The 23,096-nt window shown below is 54.0% G+C and carries 17 protein-coding genes and 1 riboswitch; of the genes, 8 read left to right on the plus strand and 9 right to left on the minus strand.

All coding sequences use genetic code 11. The annotated features are described in order from the left end of the window. The first annotated feature begins 85 nt into the window (after positions 1-85). Positions 86-1,228: a tRNA 2-thiouridine(34) synthase MnmA gene (mnmA, locus tag M4I36_RS10765; protein ID WP_258111744.1), complete on the plus strand. Its 1,143-nt coding sequence runs from the start codon at positions 86-88 to the stop codon at positions 1,226-1,228. Between the two features lie 493 nt (positions 1,229-1,721). Here the strand turns inward: mnmA and M4I36_RS10770 are convergent, their stop codons facing one another. Next, the gene (locus tag M4I36_RS10770) at positions 1,722-3,794 is read right to left on the minus strand and encodes a peptidoglycan D,D-transpeptidase FtsI family protein (protein ID WP_258111745.1); all 2,073 of its coding nucleotides are present in this window, start codon (positions 3,792-3,794) and stop codon (positions 1,722-1,724) included. A gap of 182 nt (positions 3,795-3,976) precedes the next feature. Between M4I36_RS10770 and M4I36_RS10775 the strand changes: the two genes are divergently transcribed. Together M4I36_RS10775 and M4I36_RS10780 are read left to right on the plus strand one after the other, a co-directional pair. Further along, complete coding sequence (locus M4I36_RS10775; protein ID WP_258111746.1) at positions 3,977-4,999, plus strand: LysR family transcriptional regulator; 1,023 nt, start codon at positions 3,977-3,979, stop codon at positions 4,997-4,999. Continuing rightward, positions 4,980-5,582, plus strand: coding sequence for a TetR/AcrR family transcriptional regulator (locus M4I36_RS10780; protein WP_258111747.1), 603 nt, complete (start codon positions 4,980-4,982; stop codon positions 5,580-5,582). Before M4I36_RS10775 ends, M4I36_RS10780 begins: the two co-directional genes overlap by 20 nt. Here M4I36_RS10780 and tkt read toward each other — a convergent pair. Next, positions 5,579-7,576 (minus strand): transketolase, encoded by a 1,998-nt coding sequence (gene tkt / locus M4I36_RS10785; RefSeq protein ID WP_258111748.1) that lies wholly within the window; start codon positions 7,574-7,576, stop codon positions 5,579-5,581. The two genes, M4I36_RS10780 and tkt, sit on opposite strands and share 4 nt — an antisense overlap. A gap of 168 nt (positions 7,577-7,744) precedes the next feature. On the opposite strand from tkt, the gene M4I36_RS10790 reads away from it, so the two are divergent. Beyond that, on the plus strand, positions 7,745-9,085 hold the full coding sequence (locus M4I36_RS10790; RefSeq protein WP_258111749.1) for a glycosyltransferase family 39 protein: 1,341 nt from the start codon (positions 7,745-7,747) through the stop codon (positions 9,083-9,085). On the opposite strand, the gene M4I36_RS10795 is transcribed toward M4I36_RS10790, so the two are convergent. The 3 genes from M4I36_RS10795 to M4I36_RS10805 form a co-directional block, all read right to left on the minus strand. Beyond that, positions 9,059-11,530 (minus strand): ATP-binding cassette domain-containing protein, encoded by a 2,472-nt coding sequence (locus M4I36_RS10795; protein ID WP_258111750.1) that lies wholly within the window; start codon positions 11,528-11,530, stop codon positions 9,059-9,061. The genes M4I36_RS10790 and M4I36_RS10795 overlap by 27 nt on opposite strands. After that, positions 11,527-12,114 carry an ECF transporter S component gene (locus M4I36_RS10800; protein ID WP_258111751.1) on the minus strand — a complete coding sequence of 196 codons (588 nt, stop codon included), beginning with the start codon at positions 12,112-12,114 and terminating at the stop codon, positions 11,527-11,529. Before M4I36_RS10800 ends, M4I36_RS10795 begins: the two co-directional genes overlap by 4 nt. An 89-nt stretch (positions 12,115-12,203) precedes the next feature. After that, positions 12,204-12,303, minus strand: a riboswitch (TPP riboswitch). Positions 12,304-12,416: 113 nt separating this feature from the next. Continuing rightward, complete coding sequence (locus M4I36_RS10805; RefSeq protein WP_258111752.1) at positions 12,417-13,682, minus strand: FAD-dependent oxidoreductase; 1,266 nt, start codon at positions 13,680-13,682, stop codon at positions 12,417-12,419. 241 nt (positions 13,683-13,923) lie between these two features. On the opposite strand from M4I36_RS10805, the gene M4I36_RS10810 reads away from it, so the two are divergent. The 3 genes from M4I36_RS10810 (at position 13,924) to M4I36_RS10820 (ending at position 18,163) form a co-directional block, all read left to right on the plus strand. Beyond that, entirely contained in the window at positions 13,924-14,172 is a 249-nt protein-coding gene (locus M4I36_RS10810) for an AbrB/MazE/SpoVT family DNA-binding domain-containing protein (RefSeq protein WP_258111753.1), read from the plus strand. Between the two features lie 129 nt (positions 14,173-14,301). Beyond that, positions 14,302-16,080: a peptide ABC transporter substrate-binding protein gene (locus M4I36_RS10815; protein WP_258111754.1), complete on the plus strand. Its 1,779-nt coding sequence runs from the start codon at positions 14,302-14,304 to the stop codon at positions 16,078-16,080. 151 nt (positions 16,081-16,231) lie between these two features. Continuing rightward, positions 16,232-18,163, plus strand: a complete 1,932-nt coding sequence (locus tag M4I36_RS10820) for a S9 family peptidase (RefSeq protein WP_258111755.1) — start codon at positions 16,232-16,234, stop codon at positions 18,161-18,163. 110 nt (positions 18,164-18,273) lie between these two features. Here M4I36_RS10820 and M4I36_RS10825 read toward each other — a convergent pair whose 3' ends face one another. Then, positions 18,274-18,726, minus strand: coding sequence for a hypothetical protein (locus M4I36_RS10825; protein ID WP_258111756.1), 453 nt, complete (start codon positions 18,724-18,726; stop codon positions 18,274-18,276). Positions 18,727-18,967: 241 nt separating this feature from the next. Here M4I36_RS10825 and M4I36_RS10830 point away from each other — a divergent pair, with 241 nt between their 5' ends. Then, a complete protein-coding gene (locus M4I36_RS10830; protein WP_258111757.1) occupies positions 18,968-20,335 on the plus strand; it encodes a hypothetical protein in 1,368 nt (455 codons plus the stop codon). Positions 20,336-20,544: 209 nt separating this feature from the next. Here the strand turns inward: M4I36_RS10830 and M4I36_RS10835 are convergent, their stop codons facing one another. The 3 genes from M4I36_RS10835 to hisIE are packed head-to-tail and all read right to left on the minus strand — an operon-like array spanning position 20,545 to position 23,095. Then, entirely contained in the window at positions 20,545-21,372 is an 828-nt protein-coding gene (locus M4I36_RS10835; protein ID WP_258111758.1) for a DODA-type extradiol aromatic ring-opening family dioxygenase, read from the minus strand. After that, complete coding sequence (locus M4I36_RS10840) at positions 21,369-22,292, minus strand: DMT family transporter (protein ID WP_258111759.1); 924 nt, start codon at positions 22,290-22,292, stop codon at positions 21,369-21,371. The genes M4I36_RS10835 and M4I36_RS10840 overlap by 4 nt, the downstream gene beginning before the upstream one ends. After that, positions 22,292-23,095, minus strand: a complete 804-nt coding sequence (hisIE, locus tag M4I36_RS10845; RefSeq protein WP_258111859.1) for a bifunctional phosphoribosyl-AMP cyclohydrolase/phosphoribosyl-ATP diphosphatase HisIE — start codon at positions 23,093-23,095, stop codon at positions 22,292-22,294. The genes M4I36_RS10840 and hisIE overlap by 1 nt, the downstream gene beginning before the upstream one ends. Between the last annotated feature and the right edge of the window lies 1 nt (position 23,096).

Here is a 23,096-nt window from a genome sequence, read left to right on the forward strand (position 1 = left end):
CATTCACCTTGACTGCGAAATGGTCAGGCGGCACACTGGAGAAGACGTGAAGAAACTTAAGGTGAGGCACGAAGGAGCAGAAGAAATGGCTGCAAACCAATCCACGCGCGTGGTCGTAGGTATGTCAGGTGGCGTCGACTCGTCTGTGACGGCACTGTTACTGAAGCAGGCTGGCTACGACGTTGTGGGGATTTTTATGAAAAACTGGGATGATACTGACGAGTTTGGGCATTGCACAGCAACAGAAGACTACGAAGACGTAGCCCGGGTCTGCGAACAAATTGGCATTCCATATTATGCGGTCAATTTTGAGCGAGCTTATATGGATAGGGTGTTCAAACACTTTCTGGAGGAATATCGTGCAGGTCGTACACCCAATCCAGACGTTCTTTGCAACCGAGAAATCAAATTCAAAGAACTTTTAGACCGAGCCTTGGAACTGGGTGCCGACTACCTAGCTACTGGGCATTACGCACAGGTTCAATCGACCGAAGCGGGAATACGCTTGCTCCGTTCCCTAGACACCAACAAAGACCAAACGTATTTTTTACACATGCTTGACCAACGTCCACTCCGCCATGCCTTGTTTCCGATTGGCCATTTGACGAAGTCAGAAGTACGGGCCATCGCTGCAGAGCATCAACTGCAAACGGCACAAAAAAAGGACAGCACGGGTATTTGTTTTATTGGAGAAAAGAACTTCAAACAATTTTTGTCGGAATACTTGCGAGCAGAGCCAGGTGCCATCCGCAGCATCGACGGTACCTACCTGGGTCAACACGACGGACTCATGTACTATACGCTCGGCCAGCGCCATGGGCTCGGCATTGGCGGACAAAAAAGCGGGCTACTTGAGCCTTGGTTTGTTGCAGATAAAGTGTTGGAAACAAACGAACTCGTCGTCGTCCAAGGATTTCACCATAAAGCACTCTACTCGACCCAACTGACCGCACGCGGGGCCACGTGGATTATGGGGCGTCCTCCTCACGAAGTAAAATTTCGATGCACGGCCAAAAGTCGCTACCGCCAGTCAGACTTTGGCGTGCGCGTCGTGCTCCGAAACGATGCAGAAAATACGGTCGACGTGTACTTTGACGAACCACAACGCGCCATCACGCCAGGTCAATCGGTCGTGTTTTACAGCGGCGAGGAATGCCTTGGTGGGGCGATTATCGAGTCTTTTCAACGCGTTCAGGAAATCTCGGGAGAACTTGCGCTACGCAGATAAAGTAGGGGCGACAAGAGTGGGTGCCAGTTGGCGCGAATGACCTCTCCCTCCACGGGCAAAGGACTTCGCGCCAGTGGCGAGCGACCAAACGGGTGCATAGACGAAATGCCTCTCTTCCGGGTCACACCATACACCATGTGGACCACCAGAATTTGTTACAATATGACGGATTTACAGAACCTTTCGGACATGGGGGCCAATCTTACCAGGTCACTTCAGTGTCTCGCTCCCAACGATCGACACACTCTGGGCACAGGCACGCAGTCTCATCGCGGACCTCCGAATCGAAGTCGTTCCCACAAATCGCGCAGTAAGTCGAAAGTCCGTTCATCGTTTCCCCTCCTTTCGCTTCCTCGACATCATAATACAAATATTCTTTCAATTCAAGCGAATTTTCGACTAGAATTCCGCAGTTCCTTGTCCTTTACAACACATCTCTCAAGCACGGGCACAACCCGAGTCGTACGGGTTGTGCCCGTGAGATGGATGTACCTTAAGGCATCGTACCTTTGTTCGGCTGCTCTGCAGCAAAGGAATTGGCCCAGTTGGCTGGCACCGTATCGGGAAGCCATTGACTTTTGGGAAAGAATTCATGATGCATTTCAAAGTAGGCATTGAAGAGCCGATGGGCAATGTGAGAGGCCGTCGTGGTACTTGCACCACCGCCCGGGACCATGACCGCAATGGCAATTTGCGGATGATGAAAAGGGGCAAAAGCAATCGTGACCGAATTGTCAATGCGCCGCCCGTTCATTTCAATTTGCGCTGTTCCCGTCTTGCCTGCCGCATGATAAGGAGAATTTGCAAAACCACCTTGATAGAGAAGCCCCCCTGGAGCATTGGCCATGAGATACATTCCTTGAAGAGACGCGTTCAGATACACTGGATTGATGTTCAACCGCGCCTCCACTTTCGGCTGAAACACATAAATCGGTTTGGCCCCTTTTGTGTTCGGCGCAGCATCCGCCGGATAGACCGCCTGCAAAACGTGTGGTTCCAACTTGACGCCTCGGTCAGCCATGGTCATGACATATTGCGCCATTTCGATCGGCGTGAACTGCTGCGACTGGCCAATATCGGCAAACGCCAAATCAGGAAGAGCACCCCAGTTGTCGAAATAGCCTTTTTTCGCCATGCTCTGTTCAGCTTGATGCAGAGGATAAACCACTTCTTGATAGTTGTTTTGCGTATTCTCTTCATAAAAACTGCCCGGAACCTCTCCCGGCAAGTCGATACCCGTCATAGCCCCCATGCCAAATTTGTACTCCCAGCCAAAGATAGTATCCATGGCTTTCACAAAGCGAGTCTTCACCCACTGACTATACGTCTCTCCATTCGGGTAATGGTTGTTCGTCCACCCACCCAGCCACAGCCCAACCTGGTAAAAAAACGTGTCGTCTGAGTGCTCGATGGCTTGTTCCACGTTAATCGGTCCAAAGCCAGGAAGATACCAGTTGTGGAAGATGCGGTTGCCAATTTGAAGGTAACCGTGGTCATCCACAATCGTCTGCGGCGTAATGGTCCCCGACTCCATGGCGGCAATAGCATTCGCCGGTTTCACCGCAGAGCCCGGGTATTCTGGACTCTGAATGGCGTTGTCGATGAGTGCGTCTGACTTTTCGAGGTAGGAAGCATGCTGCAGAAAATTCCCATTAATAAACCAATTGGGATTGTAGTAAGGATAACTCACCAGCGCCAATACGGCACCAGTTTTCACATCAAGGACGACTGCCGACGCTTCCGTAATTTCCGACTTCATTTCAGATGTGTTGACAAAGTTGGCGACAATCTGCTGTGCGTACGCCTGATAGGCCGAATTGATGGTCAACTGTAAATTGTCTCCGGACTGAGCGGGCGGGTCCATCCCAATCGAGCGGTCAGGCGCACCGTTCGCAGAAATCAAATCTTGTTGATAACCGACCGTTCCCCGCAAGTAATGTTCATACTGTGCCTCTACACCCGTTTCTCCGACAATCTGCGACTCCAAGTAGCCTAAATGATTGACGTAATAGTTTTGATTGGCACTCGTGATGGGTCCTACATAGCCAAGAATATGCGCTGCCAAGTCTCCGTACGGATAATAACGCACCGGGTCTTCCTGCACACGTACTCCAGGCAACTCGCTTTGATGCTCATAGATGTAGGAAATGGCCGCTTCGGAAAGATTTTTTGCGAGGACGACCTCAGGTGCCTCCGGACTCGTTTGCATCGCCGCAAGTACAGCAGCACGGCTCATGTGCAACCAAGGGGCGAGTCTCGCCGCCATGTGTGGAAGCTCGACCTCAGTATTCGGAAGACGTGTCAAATAGGCATCAAAAACGGGTCGATCCTCTGCTAAAACGCTATCGTTGCTGCTATATATAAATCCTCGCGGCGGCAATACCGGATACGAAGCAACTTGCACGTTCGTCGCCTGCGAGCGAAACATCGCACCGTTCGAAACTTCTACATATCCAAGACGCAGCAACAACCCGGTCAAGGCCAAGGTACTCATGGCCGACACCACCCACAAACGCTTCTGAGGCAGGTGCTTTCTTTGTCCTGGTACTTTCGACTTTCTCTTCATGAACATCCTCCAACCACTGTGTTCGATAGGCAAACGCCGAGCTTGCGAAAACAGTGTACAGCAACGTGTGGCAAATAGGGTGGAGAAATCGTGAAGAACGGATTGTAATTTTTACATGGCGACGACCTCAGCGACAACCCCGACCCAATCGCGGTCGACACGCGTCATGGGACGCTGATGGCGTGCCACCAGGCGAGCGGTTGTTCTCTGTCTCTACCCATGCTAAAATTCGAAAAAATGGAGAGTCGGGTGACTCTGTGGATACAAGAGATATGGAACTATTTCTCACCATTGCTCGCTGTAAATCCATTTCGAAAACGGCGGAGACGTTGTTCATGTCGCAATCGACTGTCACCACTAGACTCCAACGGCTCGAACGAGACTTGGGATACGCTGTATTTGACCGGCTACCGGCCGGCGTAGAATTGACTGAGGCCGGACTGCACTTGTTGCCACTGGCAGAGCAGGTGCAGCGAATCGTCCGTGAGATGAGTTCCAAGGAACGGTTCCAGACACCCACCCTGAGAGTCATGTCCGGTCGGGCATTCGTGTCGACCGATGTGCCAAGTTGTCTCTCGCGAATGGTGCAAAAGATCAATGTCCGGCTGCAAGTCCAGATGGGGCTGTACGACGAGATGGTCGAGGCACTGACCATGCGCAGGGTAGACTTTTGCTTTCTGGGAGAACCCATCTACCACCCTCACGTGCGTTCAATTGAATTCCCGGCAGACGCCATCGACTTGGTGGTGCCGGCCAATCATCCGTTCATCCACCACTTTCCCGGCCTATGTGCGCTCAATCAGGAACCCTTTATCGCGTTCAGTCGGGAAGGAGCTCCATTCCGGGAACGCATTTTTCAACTGCTGGGTAAAGCCGGGGTCTTCCCGCCGATTCGAATGGAGCTCGACAGTATTGATGGAATCAAGGCGATGATTGGTCACGGTCTCGGCGTCTCTTTTTTGCCGCGCCGCACTTTGGCGGATGCGCGCTTCAAGGGCTGTGCTGCCATCTCCATGAACTCCTCAGACTGGACCAGGCCAACCTTTCTCGCCTACCCGGAAGACGTCGAAGACAAACCTTGGACACAGCAGTTTATTCAAGTCGTACGGCAGCACTTTGCCACCATCTCCCCTGCAGAGGGCATTCCGGAAACGCCTTTGTCCATGCAGAGAAAGGACTTGGCACATGCGCCAACCCATGAGTAAAGAACAGCGTCACATACACATTTTGGAGACCGCCCGACAACTGTTTCAAGAGCGTGGTTACGACGACGTCACGATTGCCGACGTCATCACCTCCAGTAACATTGCGCGCGGTACTTTTTACTTACACTTTGATTCTCTAGAAAGTCTTCTGACTGCTTTGTTCGACGATTTAGTCGAGCAAACTTGGCTTCGCATTCATCCCATTTTAAGCGATGTCTCTGTCCCGTTTGAACAAGCGACCGTCGATGTGGTGCATGCGGTCGTGCGCATGTTTGACGATGACAAGACCATGGCCGCAGTCTTCTATTCAGGTGGCGGGAAAGCATTTATGCAGCGCAAACAACAGGCTATGTATGGGAAATTGGGCCATCAACTGGTAGAAGCTCTGGAGCGAAGACATGGCAACGCCATACCGAAAAGAGAGGTGGAGTGGACGGTTGTCATGCTCATCTCTCTGATTGGCGATATGGCGTATTATGCTGCAATGAACATCCCCGAACGCGACAAGGTGGCGTTCGAGGACCATCTCGTAAACTTTGTTCTGGCCGGACTACGCTCCCATCTCCGCGAGGTCCTCGACTAGCGATTCGCTGAAATGAGCGTTCGTGCTCGTTCCACAACGTGATTCAGCGTAAAGCCATACTCACGCATCACCACGTCACCGGGGCCAGATGCACCAAAGCGGTCAATGGCGATAACGTCCCCATGCAGACCAACGTATTTGTACCAGGGCATGGGGTGAGCCATTTCCAATGCGAGCCTGTGTTGAGCATGGGACGGAAGCACGCTTTCACGGTAAGATGGGTCCATCGCATCAAACACTTCCATGCTCGGTACGTTGACCATGCGAACTTCCACACCGTCCACAGCCAACTGCTTCGCAGCTTCGAGGGCTAGATGAACTTCTGAGCCACTCGCAAGCAATATCAACTCGAGACCCTTCCCTTGCTGGAAAAGAACATAGGCGCCTTTGCCGAAGTCTGACTTTCTCCCTTTCACCTCTTCGAGCGTAGGTAACTTTTGTCGTGTGAGGGCCAGCGCGACGGGCGCTTCGCGGTGCGTCAATGCGAATTCCACCGCATAGGCGGTCTCTGTCGCATCGGCGGGACGAAACACGCGCAAGTGCGGGATGGCCCGTAGCGACGCAAGCTGTTCAATCGGCTCGTGCGTGGGTCCATCTTCTCCAACCGCGATGCTATCATGAGTAAACACGTACAGCACCGGTTGCTTCATCAATGCCGCGAGCCGAATGGAAGGCCGTAGATAGTCACAAAAAACGAGGAACGTCCCCGCATAAGCGAATATCCCCTGATGCAAAGTCAGTCCATTCAAGATGGCCCCCATGGCATGCTCACGAACCCCGTAGAAAACATTCGCTCCCCCATAATTGTCCGGTCCGAAATGAGGCACTCCGTCGAGCAAAGTCTTGTTCGATCCCGATAGGTCCGCTGAACCTCCAACGAGCGTTGGAATGTGCGGAGCAACGGCGTTGATAATCGTTCCAAACGCGTCCCGCGTCGCCACGCCACCGGAGAATTCGGGAACGACCTGCTCAAAATCTAGGTGGACTTTGCCCATACGAGCTGTCTCCAACTGGTCCCATAGTTCTCCGTGACTCTGTCGATAGTCCGCAAGCATAGCATTCCAGGAAATTTCTTTTTGCTGCCCTGCCGACTTCAACTGTGCGAACAGTTGGCGAACTTCACCCGGCACGTAAAAGAGATCCTCATGTTCCCATGCATAGAAGGCTTTTGCTTTCAGAGCTTCTTCGGTGCCAAGTGGACTTCCGTGGACTTTTGCAGTGCCCTGTTTCGTCGGCGCACCGTACCCGATGATGGTCTTGACCTCAATCAGCGTGGGCGCCTCTGCATGATGCGCCGCGCGAATGGCCGCTTCAATCTCCTCTAAATTGTTCCCGTCCGCAACATGCAGTACATTCCAACCATACGCCCGATATCGAGCAGCAACATCCTCGGTGAATGACCAGGAGGTAGGACCGTCGAGTGAGATACCGTTCGAATCGTACAAGACAATTAAACGGTTAAGCTTCAGATGCCCCGCCAGAGAAGAGGCTTCTGCAGAAATTCCCTCCATAAGATCTCCATCGCCAACGAGTGCATACGTATAGTGGTCGACGACTTCATGGCCGTCTCGATTGAACTTCGCCGCCAAGAATCGCTCCGCCATAGCCATACCAACCGCAGTGGCAATACCTTGTCCGAGCGGCCCTGTCGTCGTATCGACCCCTGGAGTGTGCCCATATTCTGGATGGCCCGGCGTCTTCGACCCGTACTGTCGAAATTTTTTCAGGTCGTCGATGGAGACATCGTATCCAGATAAGTGCAGTAGACTGTAGAGGAGCATGGAGCCATGTCCCGCAGACAAAATAAACCGGTCCCGGTTAAACCAGTCCGGATTGTCAGGGTTGTGCTGCAAAAACCGCGACCACAGCACGTACGCCATGGGCGCAGCCCCCATCGGCAATCCTGGATGTCCAGAATTGGCTGCCTCGATGGCATCGATGGATAGTGTCCGAATGGTCTGCACCGCTAGCAAATCTGTCTCTGTATAGGCCATCTTCCCACTCCTTTAAGAGGACTTTACCGCTCTCTCTATGATAACATTCTCAAGTGAAATTCAACGTCCACACTCCTTGAGCACAAAAAGGTGCAAAAGGGACCTGACAACGTCGCGAGGACCGGCACAGCCGTCCATTGACATACAGGAAAGAAGGGTATTTTCGTCTTGTCTGCAGAAAACACACCAGCATCGAACCGTTTTTGGAATACCTCACCGAAGCGCTTAGTCGCCGTGTTGCTCATTCTCAACGTCGTGTTGCGCGGAACGCTCCTTCTCACCATGCACCCACCACAGCGGGCCGATTTCCTTTGGTATTATCAACATGCACGAGAAATGGCCCTCGGCCAAGGCTACCATTGGCATGGTCATGCCACTGCCTATTGGCCAATAGGATGGCCGTTCATTTTGTCCATACTGTATCGTATCACCGGGCCTTCCGTGGTAGCCGGATTGTTGTTAAACACCGTGTTCAGCATCCTCATCGTGCTGTTCCTATATGGATTCGTTCGACGCTTGACGGGTAAACCTATATGGGGGTTTTTTGCGGCCCTCGGGTACACACTGCTCCCCAGCCAAGTCCAGTGGAATGCCATTAACGGGTCAGAAGAGTCGTTTACGCTGCTCCTCCTTTTGTCGCTCATACTACTCACGTGGTCGCGTCAAATGGCCGGTAGGCGACGTGTTAGCACCCTTGCCCTATCTGGGTTCTTAATGGGACTCGCAGCAGACATTCAGCCCATCCCGCTCTTGTTCCCAGTGTATCTGTGGCTCCTGGAGGCCTGGATTCTACGCGCAGGATGGCTGCCTTCTCTGCGCAGAGCGGCACTCTTTGCTGCCGCTATGTTGCTCGGGGTCATGCCCGTCACGGTACGCAATGCCATTGCCTTGCACCACTTCGTACTCGTGTCCACGAACGGCGGCGTCAACCTCTATCAAGGGACCATGATTAACGGAGGATACTTTTGGTCCTATAACCCAAAAATTAACCCGCTGTTGGCAGCGGGATCGAACGAAATTCTCGAGAACAAAATGGGTGAAGAGTACGCCTTTCACTACTATCTGACACACCCCTGGAAAACGATTGTAGACGGGTTCATCAAGATGTTCGACCTCTACAAAAACGATGTCAACGCCGTTCGCTATACGTACATCAACAGTCACAGTCCGCTCTGGTTGGTCGATACAATGCGTTGGTTCGATTCGGTCGTCTACTGGGTCATCATGCTCATCGCAGCAGCTGGCCTGACATGGCTGATTGTCCGCCGGCGCGACATGCTCCGGCGACTCTCGGCCGTGATTGCCTTCCTCATCTATTACACGATGGTCTTCTTTTTCTTTCCCGCCTGGGACCGTTTCCGCTATCCACTGATGCCGCTCTATGCCATCTTTCTGCCCTTCGCCGGGCCACTCGCCGTCTGGCTGTGGTCTAATCGGTCCACATGGGCCGAGAGATGCAGAGCATTTCTCCACAAGCGATTTTCACAGACGGGCCGTGAGCACCAATAGCAGTGCGACGGACAGCGGTAGCAGAACCGCGACGACCCAGTCGCGAGTCCGCACCCGCACGGCCCGGAAAAAAGTCCGATGTTTCGCACTCAGAGAGGCCTCCTGGACCAAGCCCCGGGCTTCCATCGCAATGGCTACCCGCTCACTCATCCGCACGGCCTGTGCGAGAATAGGCAAAGCAAACGTCGCGGCCCGTACCAGCGGAGTGCGCGGGTCTTTGCCGCGGACTTTGCGGGCTTGACGAATTTTTTGCCACTCCGTTTGAAACAGCGGCATGACGCGAAACCCCGCCAGGAGCCCATAGGCAAATTTCGGAGGCAGGCGAAAATCTTTGGTCAACCCGACGGTCAGGTCGGTGATGTCCAAACTGACTAAGAAGAGAAATCCAAGCGCGACCGCTCCCGTCATCCGACAGGCCAGCACAATCCCATCGATAAAACCTGCCAGACTGGGATTCCACCATAAAAAGTGGAACGTGTCTGGCCCCGGCGGAACAGCGGCGTTCAGCGTAAATGAGATAATCGACAAAACGTACAACAAGACGAACGGCGACAAGCGCACGGCAATTTTTCGAGGCGTTTGCCACCCCACCGCCATCAGAAGTATCAGCGGCCAGGCAAGCATCGCCAAACCTTGCCACACATTTTGCGCAAACATCATCACGGCGGCACTGGAGAGGACGGCAAGAAAAAACCACACGGGGTGCAAATGAGCGACTGGCGGCCGTCGCCGCACCTTTGCCGTTGGCGGAGGTGTCCAGGTTGGAGACGGATCGACCTTCGGAAGTTCGACATCCGACAGCAAGTGCAGAGCACCCATCCATTCCGGATTTTGAAACAGTTCCGTTGGAGGACCGTCGAACACAATCTCGCCGTCACGCAGGGCCACCACACGGGTGGCAAAGCGGGCGGCAAGCTCCATGTCGTGCGTCGAGACGACAATCGTTCGTCCTGAGCGGTGCAACTCATCGAGCGTCTTCAAAAGGGCCTCCAGAGTTCGCGCATCCTGCCCATACGTAGGTTCATCCAGCAAGTACAAGTCATGTTCTTCGCGAAGCATGGCAGCGACGGACAATCGGCGTTTCTGCCCCTGCGACAGAGCAAACGGCGACTGCTCCGCCAATCCGTCGAGACCGAATTTCGAGAGCAGTCGGACGATATCATCCGGCACGCCGTCCGGCAAGAGGCGATTGCTCAACTCTTCCCCGACACGCTCGTAGACAAACTGCGACTCCGGGTTTTGAAAACTGACCGCAATCTTGCGATACAATTCGGGCGACTTCCAGGCTTTACTCGCCTTCCCAAAAAGCCGCACGCTGCCACCGCTTGGCAAGACCAAGCCAGCCAGCGTCTGCAAGAGCGTCGACTTGCCCGATCCGTTTGGGCCGACCAACGCGACAAACTCGCCTTGCCGCAGTGTGAAGTCGATGGAATGGAGGATGGGCTTTCCACCGAGCGCCACACACGCCCCTGTCGCTTGCACTACTTCTCCCAAAGCGCCTTGCTGTGCTGCACTTCGCGTTGCCACAGTGTCCGACGCCACGCGCAACAGGCGCTTCGCTTCCGACGACTCGCCTGCCGTCTGCGACCAAGCAGGTGTGGGCAGTGGGCGTCTTGTGGAAATTCCCGTCGCCTGCATCCATTCCCATTCACTCGCGATGACTTGTGCGACCGGACCTTGCCGATGAATGCGCCCATCAGCCGTAAATAGGACGACCGTGTCGACATAGGGCAAAATGGCCTCAAATTTGTGTTCAATGATGAGCAGAGACCGGCCGTCCGCGCGCAAACTGGCGAGCGTGTGAAAGACTTGTGCCGTCGAGAGCGGATCGAGATTGGCTGTCGGTTCATCCAACACCAACAGCTCCGGCTCCATTGCCAGCGCACAGGCAACGGCGAGTTTCTGTTTCATGCCCCCAGAAAACGCCTCGTGCCGCGCATCCAATGGCACTGACAAGTGAACAGCATCCAGACTGGCGTGCATACGCTCCGTCATCTGTGCGGGCAAAACGCGATGGTTTTCCAGTCCGAAGGCTATCTCATCGGCGACTTGGAGCATACAAAATTGTGCCTCCGGGTCTTGAAAGACATAACCGATAGCGCCCGGTTTTGAAAGCTCGGCATGGTGCCAAACTTCCCCTTCGAGAACCGCTTCGACTGAGTTCGGCACGAGCCCCGCAAGAACCATGGCAAGCGTGCTCTTGCCGCATCCACTCGGACCAAGCAACAACACCGACTCGTGGCGGTGCATGCGAAACGAAATGTCTGACAGAATGGGCAGCTCGCCGACCTCATAGCGAACCGTCAACCCGCGCGCGTCAAGGAGTACTTCCTCGCTCCAAGCCTGTTCCCCAAACGGGACCGTCTCATTCTCCAGGCCTAGGCGGACTCGGTTTTGCCGATCTCGCTGCAGAGGCGATTCGGAGACAGGCTGGCGCGTACTCATCTGCTTTGCGCCGCCCGCAGCTTCGCCTGGCGTCCAATCTCATAATTGCGCAAGAGCCCCGTGCGAGCCAATGCGTCATCCATCCACTTCGGCAGCCACGCACCGAGAATCACCCCGGAGGCACACGTGATGAGCACCGCCAGCAGAAAATAGGTCTCCGACAGTTTGTCACCGCCATACTGGAAGTAATACTGTACCGAATAACCGATGCCAGCTAGCGCTCCCGCCAAAGACAGCACCCCAAAGTTGTAGCGTTTGTAAGCGAAAAGCGCGAATGCCAACTCCCCACCGAGTCCTTGGAGAAGCCCCGACAGAATGCCACTTAGGCCGTATGGTCCCCCCAGTGCCCACTCCACCACGGCGGCTAGCACTTCTGCCAAAAAAGCAGCCCCCGGCCGACGAATGATGTAGGGTGCTAGAACGACGGCAATGAACCAAATGCCGTTGAGCAGATTCTGACCAGGTGGCCAGACGATGTTTCCAACTTGCAAGACGTTGTAAAGCGTGTCAAAAATACGAAAGATGACGCCGCTCACAATGGAAAGAATGACTAACAATACAATGTCCCGCAACTTCCAACTCATTCTTGAAAACCTCCTTCTGGATTCTCTGAGATGGGCGCTGCGGCGACAAAAAACACCTCTTCGCGCCGCTGCGTGAAAAGAGGTGTGACTCTCCGTTCGTGGCACTTCCTCTCGCTGGCATTACCCAGATCGAGTCTCAAGGGTTGGCGACTCTCGCCTCTCAGCCTCTCAGCACCCCTAGCGCCTCTTTTCAATATTCTCATTAGCATGGAGTTTAGCAAATCTCTTTCCGACTGACAAGAGGTTGCTTGACCTGACGAACCGCGAACTTTGCGTACCTGAGAATGCCCTCCAAATGCGCCTCAAAGGATGGCCCCTTGCCGCAACAGCTCCCGCTGAACGGAGGCGACGGATACGCTTCCAAACGATGCATGGTGCGCTGCCGCCACGCCCGCCGCGTGCCCTGTGGCAAATGCTGTGCCCATGACGCGTGCCGATGCGAATGCGGTGGCATCGCAGGACAAAATTCGACCGGCACACCAAAGATTGTGTACTTCTTTGACTTTCAGCGCTCCTAGCGGAATATCATAAAACGACTTATCCTTAATTTGTGAGTAGACAGCGCGCTCCCCTGGTTGCTGCACTTCTACGGGCCAACCACCGCGAGCTACCGCGTCGGCACGCCGCACACCAAACAGAACATCTTCTCCGTTCAGAACAACTTCACCGAGCACGTGGCGCGTCTCGCGAATGCCTATGGACGGTCCCGTTTGAACGAGATATGCGTCTTCAAAACCAGGCAGATATTTCTTCATCAATTCTAAATAAGTCCATGCTTGTCGGCGCGCCGACATCTCGGCATCCGTCAAGCTCGCCGAGTCTAAGCCGTTGACTGCTTCATCGACGAGCAGAGCCAATATGTCTCCCGACAGCGGCAAGCGGATGGTCATGCCTCTCTCCTTCGAGAGACGCAAATGGCCTTCTTCCTTGGCGCTCCGAACCACCCTCGTGAGAATATCCCGACGCACCACCATCTCGCGCGGTACCCCGCCAATCCGCATGACAAGTGTACCTGCCTGGACGTTTCCCTCGCCATCTCCGTACCGCACTTGACCGCCCGCTGCGGCCGTCAAGTCCGCATCTCCGCTGGCGTCGACGAAAGCGGCTGCCTCGACCATCCACCGCCCTCCATGGTGATAGCACTCAACGGCTTCAAGATGGCCGTCTTTAGTGACGGCTCCGACGACCTGACAGTGCAACCGGGGCGTGACGCCAGCGTTGACGAGAATCTGGTCCAGTACGTATTTGGTGCCCTCTGCATCAATCAAGGCGATGATATTGCCCGAGGCTGGATTGCGAATAGGGCCCTGAAAGCTACCTTGGTCTTGCAGTCCCCGCAAGACCATGTCACCCACGCCGCCAACGACCTGCTCCATCGGCTCTTTTTGTGCGTAAAATCCGCAGTATGTCATGACGGAACTGTGCGTCGCCGCACCGCCAAAATAGGCATTCTGCTCGATAATGAGTGTCTTTGCTCCCATCGATGCAGCCCCCACTGCCGCCGCAACACCCGCTGAGCCGCCGCCCACAACCACGACGTCAAATTGCAGTATGCGCTCTTTGGACACTGTGCATCTCCATTCCCCGGAGGCGAATTAGTACCAGGTACTAAGAACATCGTGACTCTATTATATCGCACAGATTGCGTCCTGAGAACAACTGGCACTACACGCAACACGAAAGTCTTGACACATAGAGCACCACGGGTCAACCAAATGTCCGCAACCAACTAGCAATCGTCCCTCGTTTTGAGCGGACTTGTGATACCATGTAATAGATTTAACATTGAAAAGCATGGAGGAGAAAACCATGAAAAACACGGGGATGACACGCCCGCTCGATCCACTCGGGAGAGTCGTACTGCCCAAAGAACTTCGAACGGTGCTCGATATTCCGGTCGGCACACCCATGCAGGTCTTCACCAACGGCGCTCAAATTATGCTTCGCAAGCATTCATCCGGATGTGTCTTCTGCGGCGAACTTGAAAATCTGCAGACTTTTAAAGAGGTCGAAGTCTGCCAAAGCTGCCGTACCGCATTGACCGACATGTTAGAATAGCTTTCATACCGATTGAAATCGGTACTCTGTATGAGCAGTGCCCGTCATCGACGGGCCGTCATCGACCGTCATTAGGCATTCATAAATACAATGAATGGCCCTACCTCGGCGCGAAAGGAGCGTTCTCTGGTGAAAACAACGAAAAATGTCAAAAACCTCAGAAAATTTAAAATGGGAATGACTGGTGCAATCGCGCTTGGAGTTGCCTTCACCGTCAGTGGATGCGGAACTTCCGCTGCAAACTCGAGCAGTAAGCCAACCAGTCCGACAGCAAAGACGAGCAGCACAGCATCCAGTCATGGAACGCTCACCTACGCACTGGCGCCACAGACGAATATCACGTGGTACCTGCCGATTATCAACGGCACCAACGACACCACCGTCAATACAGAAATTTCTGAGCAGATGTACAAGCCTCTGATTTGGATCAACAGCGAATACAAAATTGACTGGAAGTCGTCTTTAGCTCGCAAAATCACGTACAACAAGCAAGGGACTGTCTACCACATCTACCTCAATCCAAAGTGGCATTGGTCGAATGGCCAGCCAGTAACGGCCGACGATGTTTTATTTACCTGGAAGGTCATCAAGGCGGCTTCCGCCGCGAATGCACCAGCGCCATGGCCCTATGTCGGCGTAGGCACTGGCGACATTCCGAACGGCATCCAGAGTTTTGTCAAGAACAGCAAGTACGAATTGACGGTGACCCTCAAGAAGCCTGCCAACCAAGAATGGTTTATCTATAATGGTCTGGTGCAAATTGTGCCACTACCTGCCAGTGAAATGGACATTCACAAAAACATCGATAAAGAAATTCAATATCTCGGCGACAATGCGACGAAGCCGTCCTTTAATAAAATCGTCGACGGTCCATTCGAGTTGGTCAGTGCCATCCCTAACCAGGCTTGGACATTAGTCCCCAATCCACACTATGACGGGCACAAAAGTACCTTGAAAAAATTCGTCTTCGAGTACGAAGGCTCTAGTTCTGCCGAATTTGCCGCGTTAAAAACGGGGTCGGTCAATGTCGGCTATTTAGACCTCTCTCAATACGGGTCAGAACCAGCCTTAAAATCCATGGGTGACGTCATCACGCCAGAATACGCACTGGCCATGTATTTCACGAAAGTGAACATGCTGCCCGGCTCGACCACGGCGAAAATTTTCCGCCATCTCTACATTCGCCAAGCGATGCAAATGGGTCTCGACAATGCTGGAGTCGCAAAAGACATTTACCACGGCTACGCTGCTCCGTCCGATGGACCCATTCCAACGACGCCTGCCACGCAATTTCTCGATCCCGCTTTACAAACCAACCCTTATCCATACAACCCGGAAAAGGGCAAGGCACTACTGGAGCAGCACGGTTGGAAAGAGGTGAACGGCGTCATGACCAAAGGGAGCGAAAAACTTCAATTTGTCATGACCTATGTGAGTGGTAGCACGGCGTCCACCGACCAAGCGATTCTTATGAAACAGAATTGGGGTAAGGAAGGCATTGACATCACACTGCGCCCGCTCCCATTCAGCACTTTCGTGAGTGAAGTGCACGACTTAAAAAATCCGGGCACGTGGCAGATTGCCACTGGTACCGGCTGGTACTATAACGGTCCTGGTTTTTATCCGACGGGTGGTCAGCTGTTTGCGACGACCGCTCCAGCAGGGGACGGTTACAACAACGCAACAGAAAATGCCCTCATCGCGGCCACTCACGTTCCCTATCCAACGGAACACGAGACATTAAAGCACTTTTACGCGTACGAAAACTTTACGGCGAAACACTTGCCCTTTTTGTGGGGAGACAATCTTGCCACTCTCGCTGTTCACGCCGCCAACGTGCATGGAAGCGTGCAGTACGCTAATGCTTCCGTCGGCTATCCTCAGTTTCAGTGCTGGACGGTCAACTGACACGTTGCCCGAGAGTAGGCCTCGAGATGAGAATTGGACAGAGACGTGTCCGACGGGATGTGAGTGAACCCGCCGGCGTGTCTCTTCATTTGCGAGTCAAGAGGGAAAACGCAGATAATAGTAAAGCAACTCGATGCGAGGAGGCCATGCGATGTCTGAAACGACGACAGCACCTTACGGAAATTGGAAATCACCGATTACCTCCGATGTGGTGGTGCAAGGCACCACGCCTCTCGTCTCAGTCCAACTGGATGGAGACAACCTCTTCTTTGCCGAAGCACATCCGAGCGAAGCTGGGCGCAACACCGTCTTTTGTCAATCGAGGGACGGCCGCATCCACGAATGCACGCCCGCGCCATTCAACGTGCGGACTCGCGTTCACGAGTATGGCGGTGGTGCGTTCACCGCGCATGAAGGAAATCTCTACTTCTCCAACTTTGCAGACAACCTGCTCTATGTGCGAACTGCCGATGGCGATATCCGAAAGTTGACGGACGACGGAAATCACCGATATGCCGACGGCATTGTCGACGGTCGGCGCAAACACTGGATAGGCGTCCGCGAAGACCACACCAAGTCCGCTATCTTCGCAGAAACAACACTGGTGCGGATGAACCTCGACGGATCCGACGAAAAAATCATCGTCTCCGGCAACGACTTCTATTCGAATCCACGGCTGAGCGACGACGGTCAGCACCTCTGCTGGACCACTTGGAACCACCCCAACATGCCTTGGGACGAAACGGAACTATGGATAGCCGACCTGACGGAGGATGGCGCTCTGACCAATGAACGGAAGGTGGCCGGTGGGAAAGGTGAATCGGTTGTGGAGCCCGTTTGGTCTCCAGACGGTCATCTGTACTACATATCGGACCGTTCCAACTGGTGGAATCTCTATCGCTGGGATGGCGACAGCACGTCTGCTGTCTGCCCGATGGAAGCGGAGTTCAGCTCGCCGAGCTGGGTCTTTGGGATGTCGCACTACGACTTTGTCAACAAGGACACCATCGTTTGCAGCTATACGCAAAACGGCACGTGGTATCTCGCGGAGTTGGACACGGCAAGCGGCGAAATTCATCGCCTGGACAGCCCATACACCGTATTCGGCTCCATTCACAGCAATGGCCAGAAACTCGTCTATCTGGCAGCCTCTCCGAGTTCATTTTCGGTTTTAATCGAAAGTGATGCAGACGGCAAGCATCCTAACATCTTGCGCACATCCGCCGAATTGACCGTGTCTCAGGATTATCTGTCGCAACCAGAGTCGATTGAATTTCCGACCACAGGTGGAAAAACAGCACATGCTATCTACTACCCTCCACACAACCCAGACTTCACGGCACCAGCCGGTGAAAAACCGCCTCTGTTGGTTCATGTACACGGCGGGCCCACGAGTTCCTCTAGCTCCGCCCTCAACCTGTCCACCCAGTATTGGACGAGTCACGGATTTGCCGTGGTCGATGTCAACTACGGTGGGTCGTCCGGATATGGACGAGAGTATCGAGACAGACTAAAGGGACAATGGGGCATAGTAGACGTGGACGATTGTGTTCACGCAGCGCTTTATTTAGTCGAGCGCGGGGACGTGGACGGAGCGCGAATTGCCATCGCTGGTGGCAGTGCGGGCGGTTATACAACCTTGGCCGCACTGACTTTTTGCGATGTGTTCCAAGCGGGCGCGAGCTACTTTGGACTCAGCGAGTTGGAGATTTTCGCCCAAGAGACGCACAAGTTCGAGTCGCGCTATATGGACAGCCTGCTCGGCCCTTACCCGGCAGCCAAAGATGTGTACTACCAACGGTCACCGATTCACTTTACCGACCAACTGTCCTGCCCAGTGATATTTTTTCAGGGCTTGGACGACAAAATTGTGCCGCCTAACCAAGCAGAGTTGATGGTCGAAGCACTCCGCAACAAGAAACTTCCCGTGGCATATGTCGCTTACGAGGGCGAAGGACATGGCTTTCGCATGGCACAAAACATCAAACACGCCCTCGACTCGGAGTTCTATTTCTACGGCAAGATTTTTGGATATACTCCCGCAGATCCGATTGAACCCGTGACGGTCGAAAACCTGGACTGACTCAAGACGCCGCCACTGCGGGCAACAAAAACACCCATGTTTCGAACAGAGTGTATCTGGTCGAAACATGGGTTACCCTTTGATGCGCGCTCACGTCGCCGGAAGCGATATCAGCCCTTTTTGATAACTTTCACCCAGCCAAAGTTGCTACCGAGCACGACTGAGGTATGACCGGGCACCTTAAAGCGACCAAATTGAATCAATATATGTTCTCCCGGCTTCAAATGACTCTTCCCCAATTTGCTGAGAGACTCGTCGAAGTCAAATTTCATGGTCGATCCCGTTGAAAATGGTGACGGCCCGTCTGCGTCATTGTATGTTTTGGTGACTTTTAGCAAGATGTACTGAAGCTTATCCGACGACTTCTCCACTTTGGTAACCGTGCCGCTAACCCGAAAGAGAACGGAACTTAGCACCCCATGAGTGGCACTGGGCGACTCGCTAAATCCGCCGTGGGGAGCGTGAGCCTCGAGCGGACGAGCATCGACCACCGCACCACACCCAGAAATCGCCAAGAGACTCGCAGCACACATACAGGTAGCCAATATCCATGATTTTCGCATGATGAACCTCCATCGACGTTTGGTCTCTCTCGCTGCAACGCGAGCGATTGGCGCTGTTGTAGGCTTCCTCCCAAGCCTACCTTCTGTACGACCAGATTACAAGTCAAAGCACAAGACACCATTTACCATTGACCATCAAGAAGTGAATTTTTGATAGTCCTCGTTGAAGCAGATAAAACCATGCGGGCAGACGAATTGGTTAGATTCTGCTAGACTACAGTGGAAGAGAGGATGAATGGTCGTGAAACCACAGCAACCGGCCCAGTTGTCCAACACTTGGCCAAAGAAAATTGTCGCGTGGACTGTAAGCGGGAGTTTGCTGGCGCTGGTTGCCGGTTGCGCCACAACGCCTACGGCCAAGCCACAAGCGCAGAACCAGCAGACCTCGCCACCGACCACTCAGGTGGGTAACCACCAGTCCGGTCAAGGTGCTGCGGCCAATACAAAGGTCACCTTAACCGAATTGCCGTCAACGCCTCCACCTTACGGCTGGACGTATCTTGACGCCAGTACACAATTTGGACGTCCAGTGCAGGTCTGGAATATGACTATCATCGACAATACCCATTCGCAAACGATGTCACCTTGGGTACACCTCGGCTTCGAGGCATTGACCAAACAAGGTACTTCCTACGACCATACCCTCATGGGAGAAGCAGATTACTCTCTCGCCTCGTCCGAGTTGAGCAATGCTCAAAAGGAATCGCAATCGGTGAGCGCACAAATGCTACCCGCCGGAGGTGACTGGAGCCTCCATTTTACCATCCACCAAATTGGTCAACCCGTTCAGGCGACGCTTGTACAAAGCACGACCTCTGTCCCTATCCCATCCAGCATACCCATGTACTCCTCCGGGATGAACCCGGAGATGGATAATCCAGGCGAGTTGGACAATCGTGTGCTGGGTCAGACGGGACACTGGGTTTGGCTTGCGCTTAAGGGGCCTGCTCATTCACCGCTCCACACCTTCGCATGGCATTATCGATATTGGAACCGGATTGTCGCGGTCAATGTCGTGACACAGCAGGCGGTCGTCTATCCCATTCCGAGAGAGACTTCTCCCCTCTACACATGGACACAGGCCCCGCTCTTTGCGAAGGACGGAACCAGTGTCCTCATCGGGATTGGCGAATGGCTTGGCAATCTACCTGCCAATCCGGCGGCATCCTTGACGGTGCCGGTTTTACAGCCGGAACCAGCAGCGAATGTGCAGAAAGACACGACCTCGATGTTAGAGACGTTGCGCGCACTTCAAAAAGCTGCGGCAACCGGGCTCGCAGACACATGGAACGTGACCGTCTCTCAAGACACAGCGGATGGCGATAACGGCGGTGCACAGTCTTGGGTCATGAATCCAGCCATCATGAATCACGGCGACTATCCGCAATCGCTGCTCTATGCAGCAGAGTTCCCAACCACTCAAGGTTCGGCTGCAGCCGACGAACAGCAAAAATTGCTGACGAGCATTATGGCAATGTTGCACAGCCCGCTGACCACGGCATGGGTCGAATTCCCCAGTCCCTCTGCGGAGCGAGCACATTTTCACGACACACCGCCTACAGAATTGCCGGGTTATGTAATAAACGGAGGACTTTACGTCCCGGATTAAGTCCGCGAGGGGGCACAGGCTCCCTTCAATCAAGACATAGGGCACATGGCTGTGAAAAAAGGGAGTGTGTACGTATGGCACAGGCTCCCTTCAATCAAGACAAACGGCACAGTGAACCAGCATTTTTCTGGATGCAGACCAAACGAAATCCATGCGGCACTGGCCCAATACCAAGGCATCAGAGACCCGTTTCGACATACGCCCGTTCTCTAGAGAACAGGCGTTTTCGGTCGAGCAAGTCCGGCCACAAGCATGCCGAAGTATGTGGGGCACTCGTAAGTGAATGCATCGAGGGAGCGGTCCTCACGCAAAATAGCCCCAGAGGCGATGAGCATTTGACTAATGCCGTCTGGCTTTGCCGCCTCCACAAAGTCTCTGTCAAACTGTGCGAGACGCTCCCAATCTCCGGTCTGGACAATCTCTCGCACTTCTTTATCTAAATGCTTTGCTGTCTCCGAATATCCGTAGGGTCCCGTTGCTTCGTGCGTGTGCGCCCAGTCACAAGAAACAATGAGACCGACACGCAGTTCGGACTGAGAAACAACCTCTGCCAAGGCATGGCCAAACTGGATATGCATGTCCACGGGCACGTCCCGTGACGGGGTAATGACGACAATCGGTACATCCGGCATGAACCAGAGAGGTACCATGCTGCCCCAATCGAGAGGCAGAGACGACAGCGGCCCTTCAGCCGTCGCAAAGTTGACAGCAGCCACCGGAAGGCGCCGTTCTGCGGCATGACGGGCAATACCCCGCGCCAGCGAGCGATGAACTTTTTGCTCCATCATGACTTGCTTTCCCTCGTATTCGGCCGAACCGCGCATCCACTCACTGACACCAATCGAAAAGTGGTCGGCAATTCGCAATCCATGGGGCGTCAGGACGACCAACGCATCGGGTTTGGCCTCTTCCATCTGTGCCCCCTGTTTTTCGAGCGCTTGGCGCAATCGCAGGATACCAGCGTGGTTTGCAACGTCAAGGTTAGGGATGATTTCAAAACCATGGGGAGAAATGCAGGTGTGGACAAAGGGATTCATTGTGTCGTCTCCTCTCGCTTCGTTCTGCCGAGAAATATGCTGAACAAGATAATGACTGCTCCGATGTAAAAATACCATTCCGGAGCTACATGGACGATAAGAACGGACAAAAGCACACCGAAGACGGGTTGCATGTAGAGAAACAGGGCGGCAAACGAGACGTGAAATACACGCAAAATGAGATTCCACAGGACATACGCGCCGGCAGTCGACAACAGAGCCAAATACCCGGTGCTGAAGATGCCCGCTGAAGTCCACACTCGAACCAGAGGTTGCCCTGCCAAGAACCAGAGCGGGATGGTCCCTAAAAAGCCAAAAGTCAGCGCGGAGGCTGCGGCGGGCATGGAATCCACTTTGTCCGTCAGACGTTTAGAATAGACATTATAGATAGCGTAGCACATGACCGCGAGCATCATTAAGAGGTCTCCTGCTAAATATCCTGGATTTCCCGGACGAGGAAAACCAGCAATCGCGTACGCCCCAATGAGTGCCAAGAGCAGCGCCAGCCATCGTCGGAGCGGTAAGCGCTCGCGCGAGGCTATGGCCGACAGGACCGTAGTGAAGAGTGGCTCCATTGCAATGGCAATCGCTGCGATGGCCGGACTCGACAATCGCAATCCGTCGGTCTCGAGAAAGACTGGAAACGTAAATCCCATCACCCCAAGAAAAGCGGCAAGTAACAAGATGCGCTTGTTCCATAGGCGGCGCCCTCCGCCAAACCACCACCACGGAGACAAAACCAGCGTGGCGACGCCGAGGCGAATGAGCGTCAGCAAAATGGACGGAATCGTGCGCACAGCAATCGCCGTGGCGGGAAAACTCATGGCCCACAACAAATTGACAAAAATCACCGCAGACAGACCAAGCGCCTCGCGAGAGCGCGAGGCGCTTGCAGCCGATTGGGGAGGTTCCGGTTGCATTAACGAGATCGGCTCCTTAAGACATTCAGCACTTCGGTCGGCGCCACCCCAGCAATACGCCAGAGGACCAGCAGGTGGTAAAGCAAATCTGCACTTTCATGCGCCAATTCGGCATGCATAAATGCGGCATGTCCCGCCTCTTTATCGGGCAAATGGGTCGGCGACGGCTTTGGCGCGCCAGTTTGAACGGCGGCCAGTGCCACTTCGACGCCCTCTTCTCCCACTTTTTTCGCCACTCTTGCCAATCCTTGCTGAAACAGCAGTGACGTATAGCTACCAGATGGACGCTCCTTGTCCCGAGCTACTATAGTATCCCACAATTTTGCGAGTGCCTCAAAGTCTACAGGAAAATTCTCGTTCTGGTCCGCAGCCGTCGAAGCGGCGCCTGCGATGGCTTCTCCCGCGCCTCCCTCGTCCTGTTGCTCTAGAGAGTTGCCGTTGAAATCGGAAGACTCGCCTAGGAGTGCTCCAGGGTACGCTTCGTCTGAAACGACGTTGGTGAAAAAGCAGGAACTTGCACCCGTGTGGCACGCGGGACCATGGGCTGCGACCAAATAGAGCAACGCGTCTCCGTCACAGTCGACCCGCACCTCAAGAACTTTCTGGATGTTCCCAGAAGTCGCCCCTTTGTGCCATAGTTCGCGCCGAGACCGACTGTAAAACCAAGCTTCGCGACTCGCCAAGGTTCGCTTGACCGCCTCGCGGTTGGCGTAGGCCAACGTCAACACCGCACCTGTGCTTGCCTCCTGAACCACTACGGGGACGAGTCCGCTCCTAGCGTCATAGCGCACGGTGGCGAGCATC

Source organism: Alicyclobacillus sp. SP_1, assembly GCF_024706985.1.
Classification (GTDB): Bacteria; Bacillota; Bacilli; order Alicyclobacillales; family Alicyclobacillaceae; genus Alicyclobacillus_I.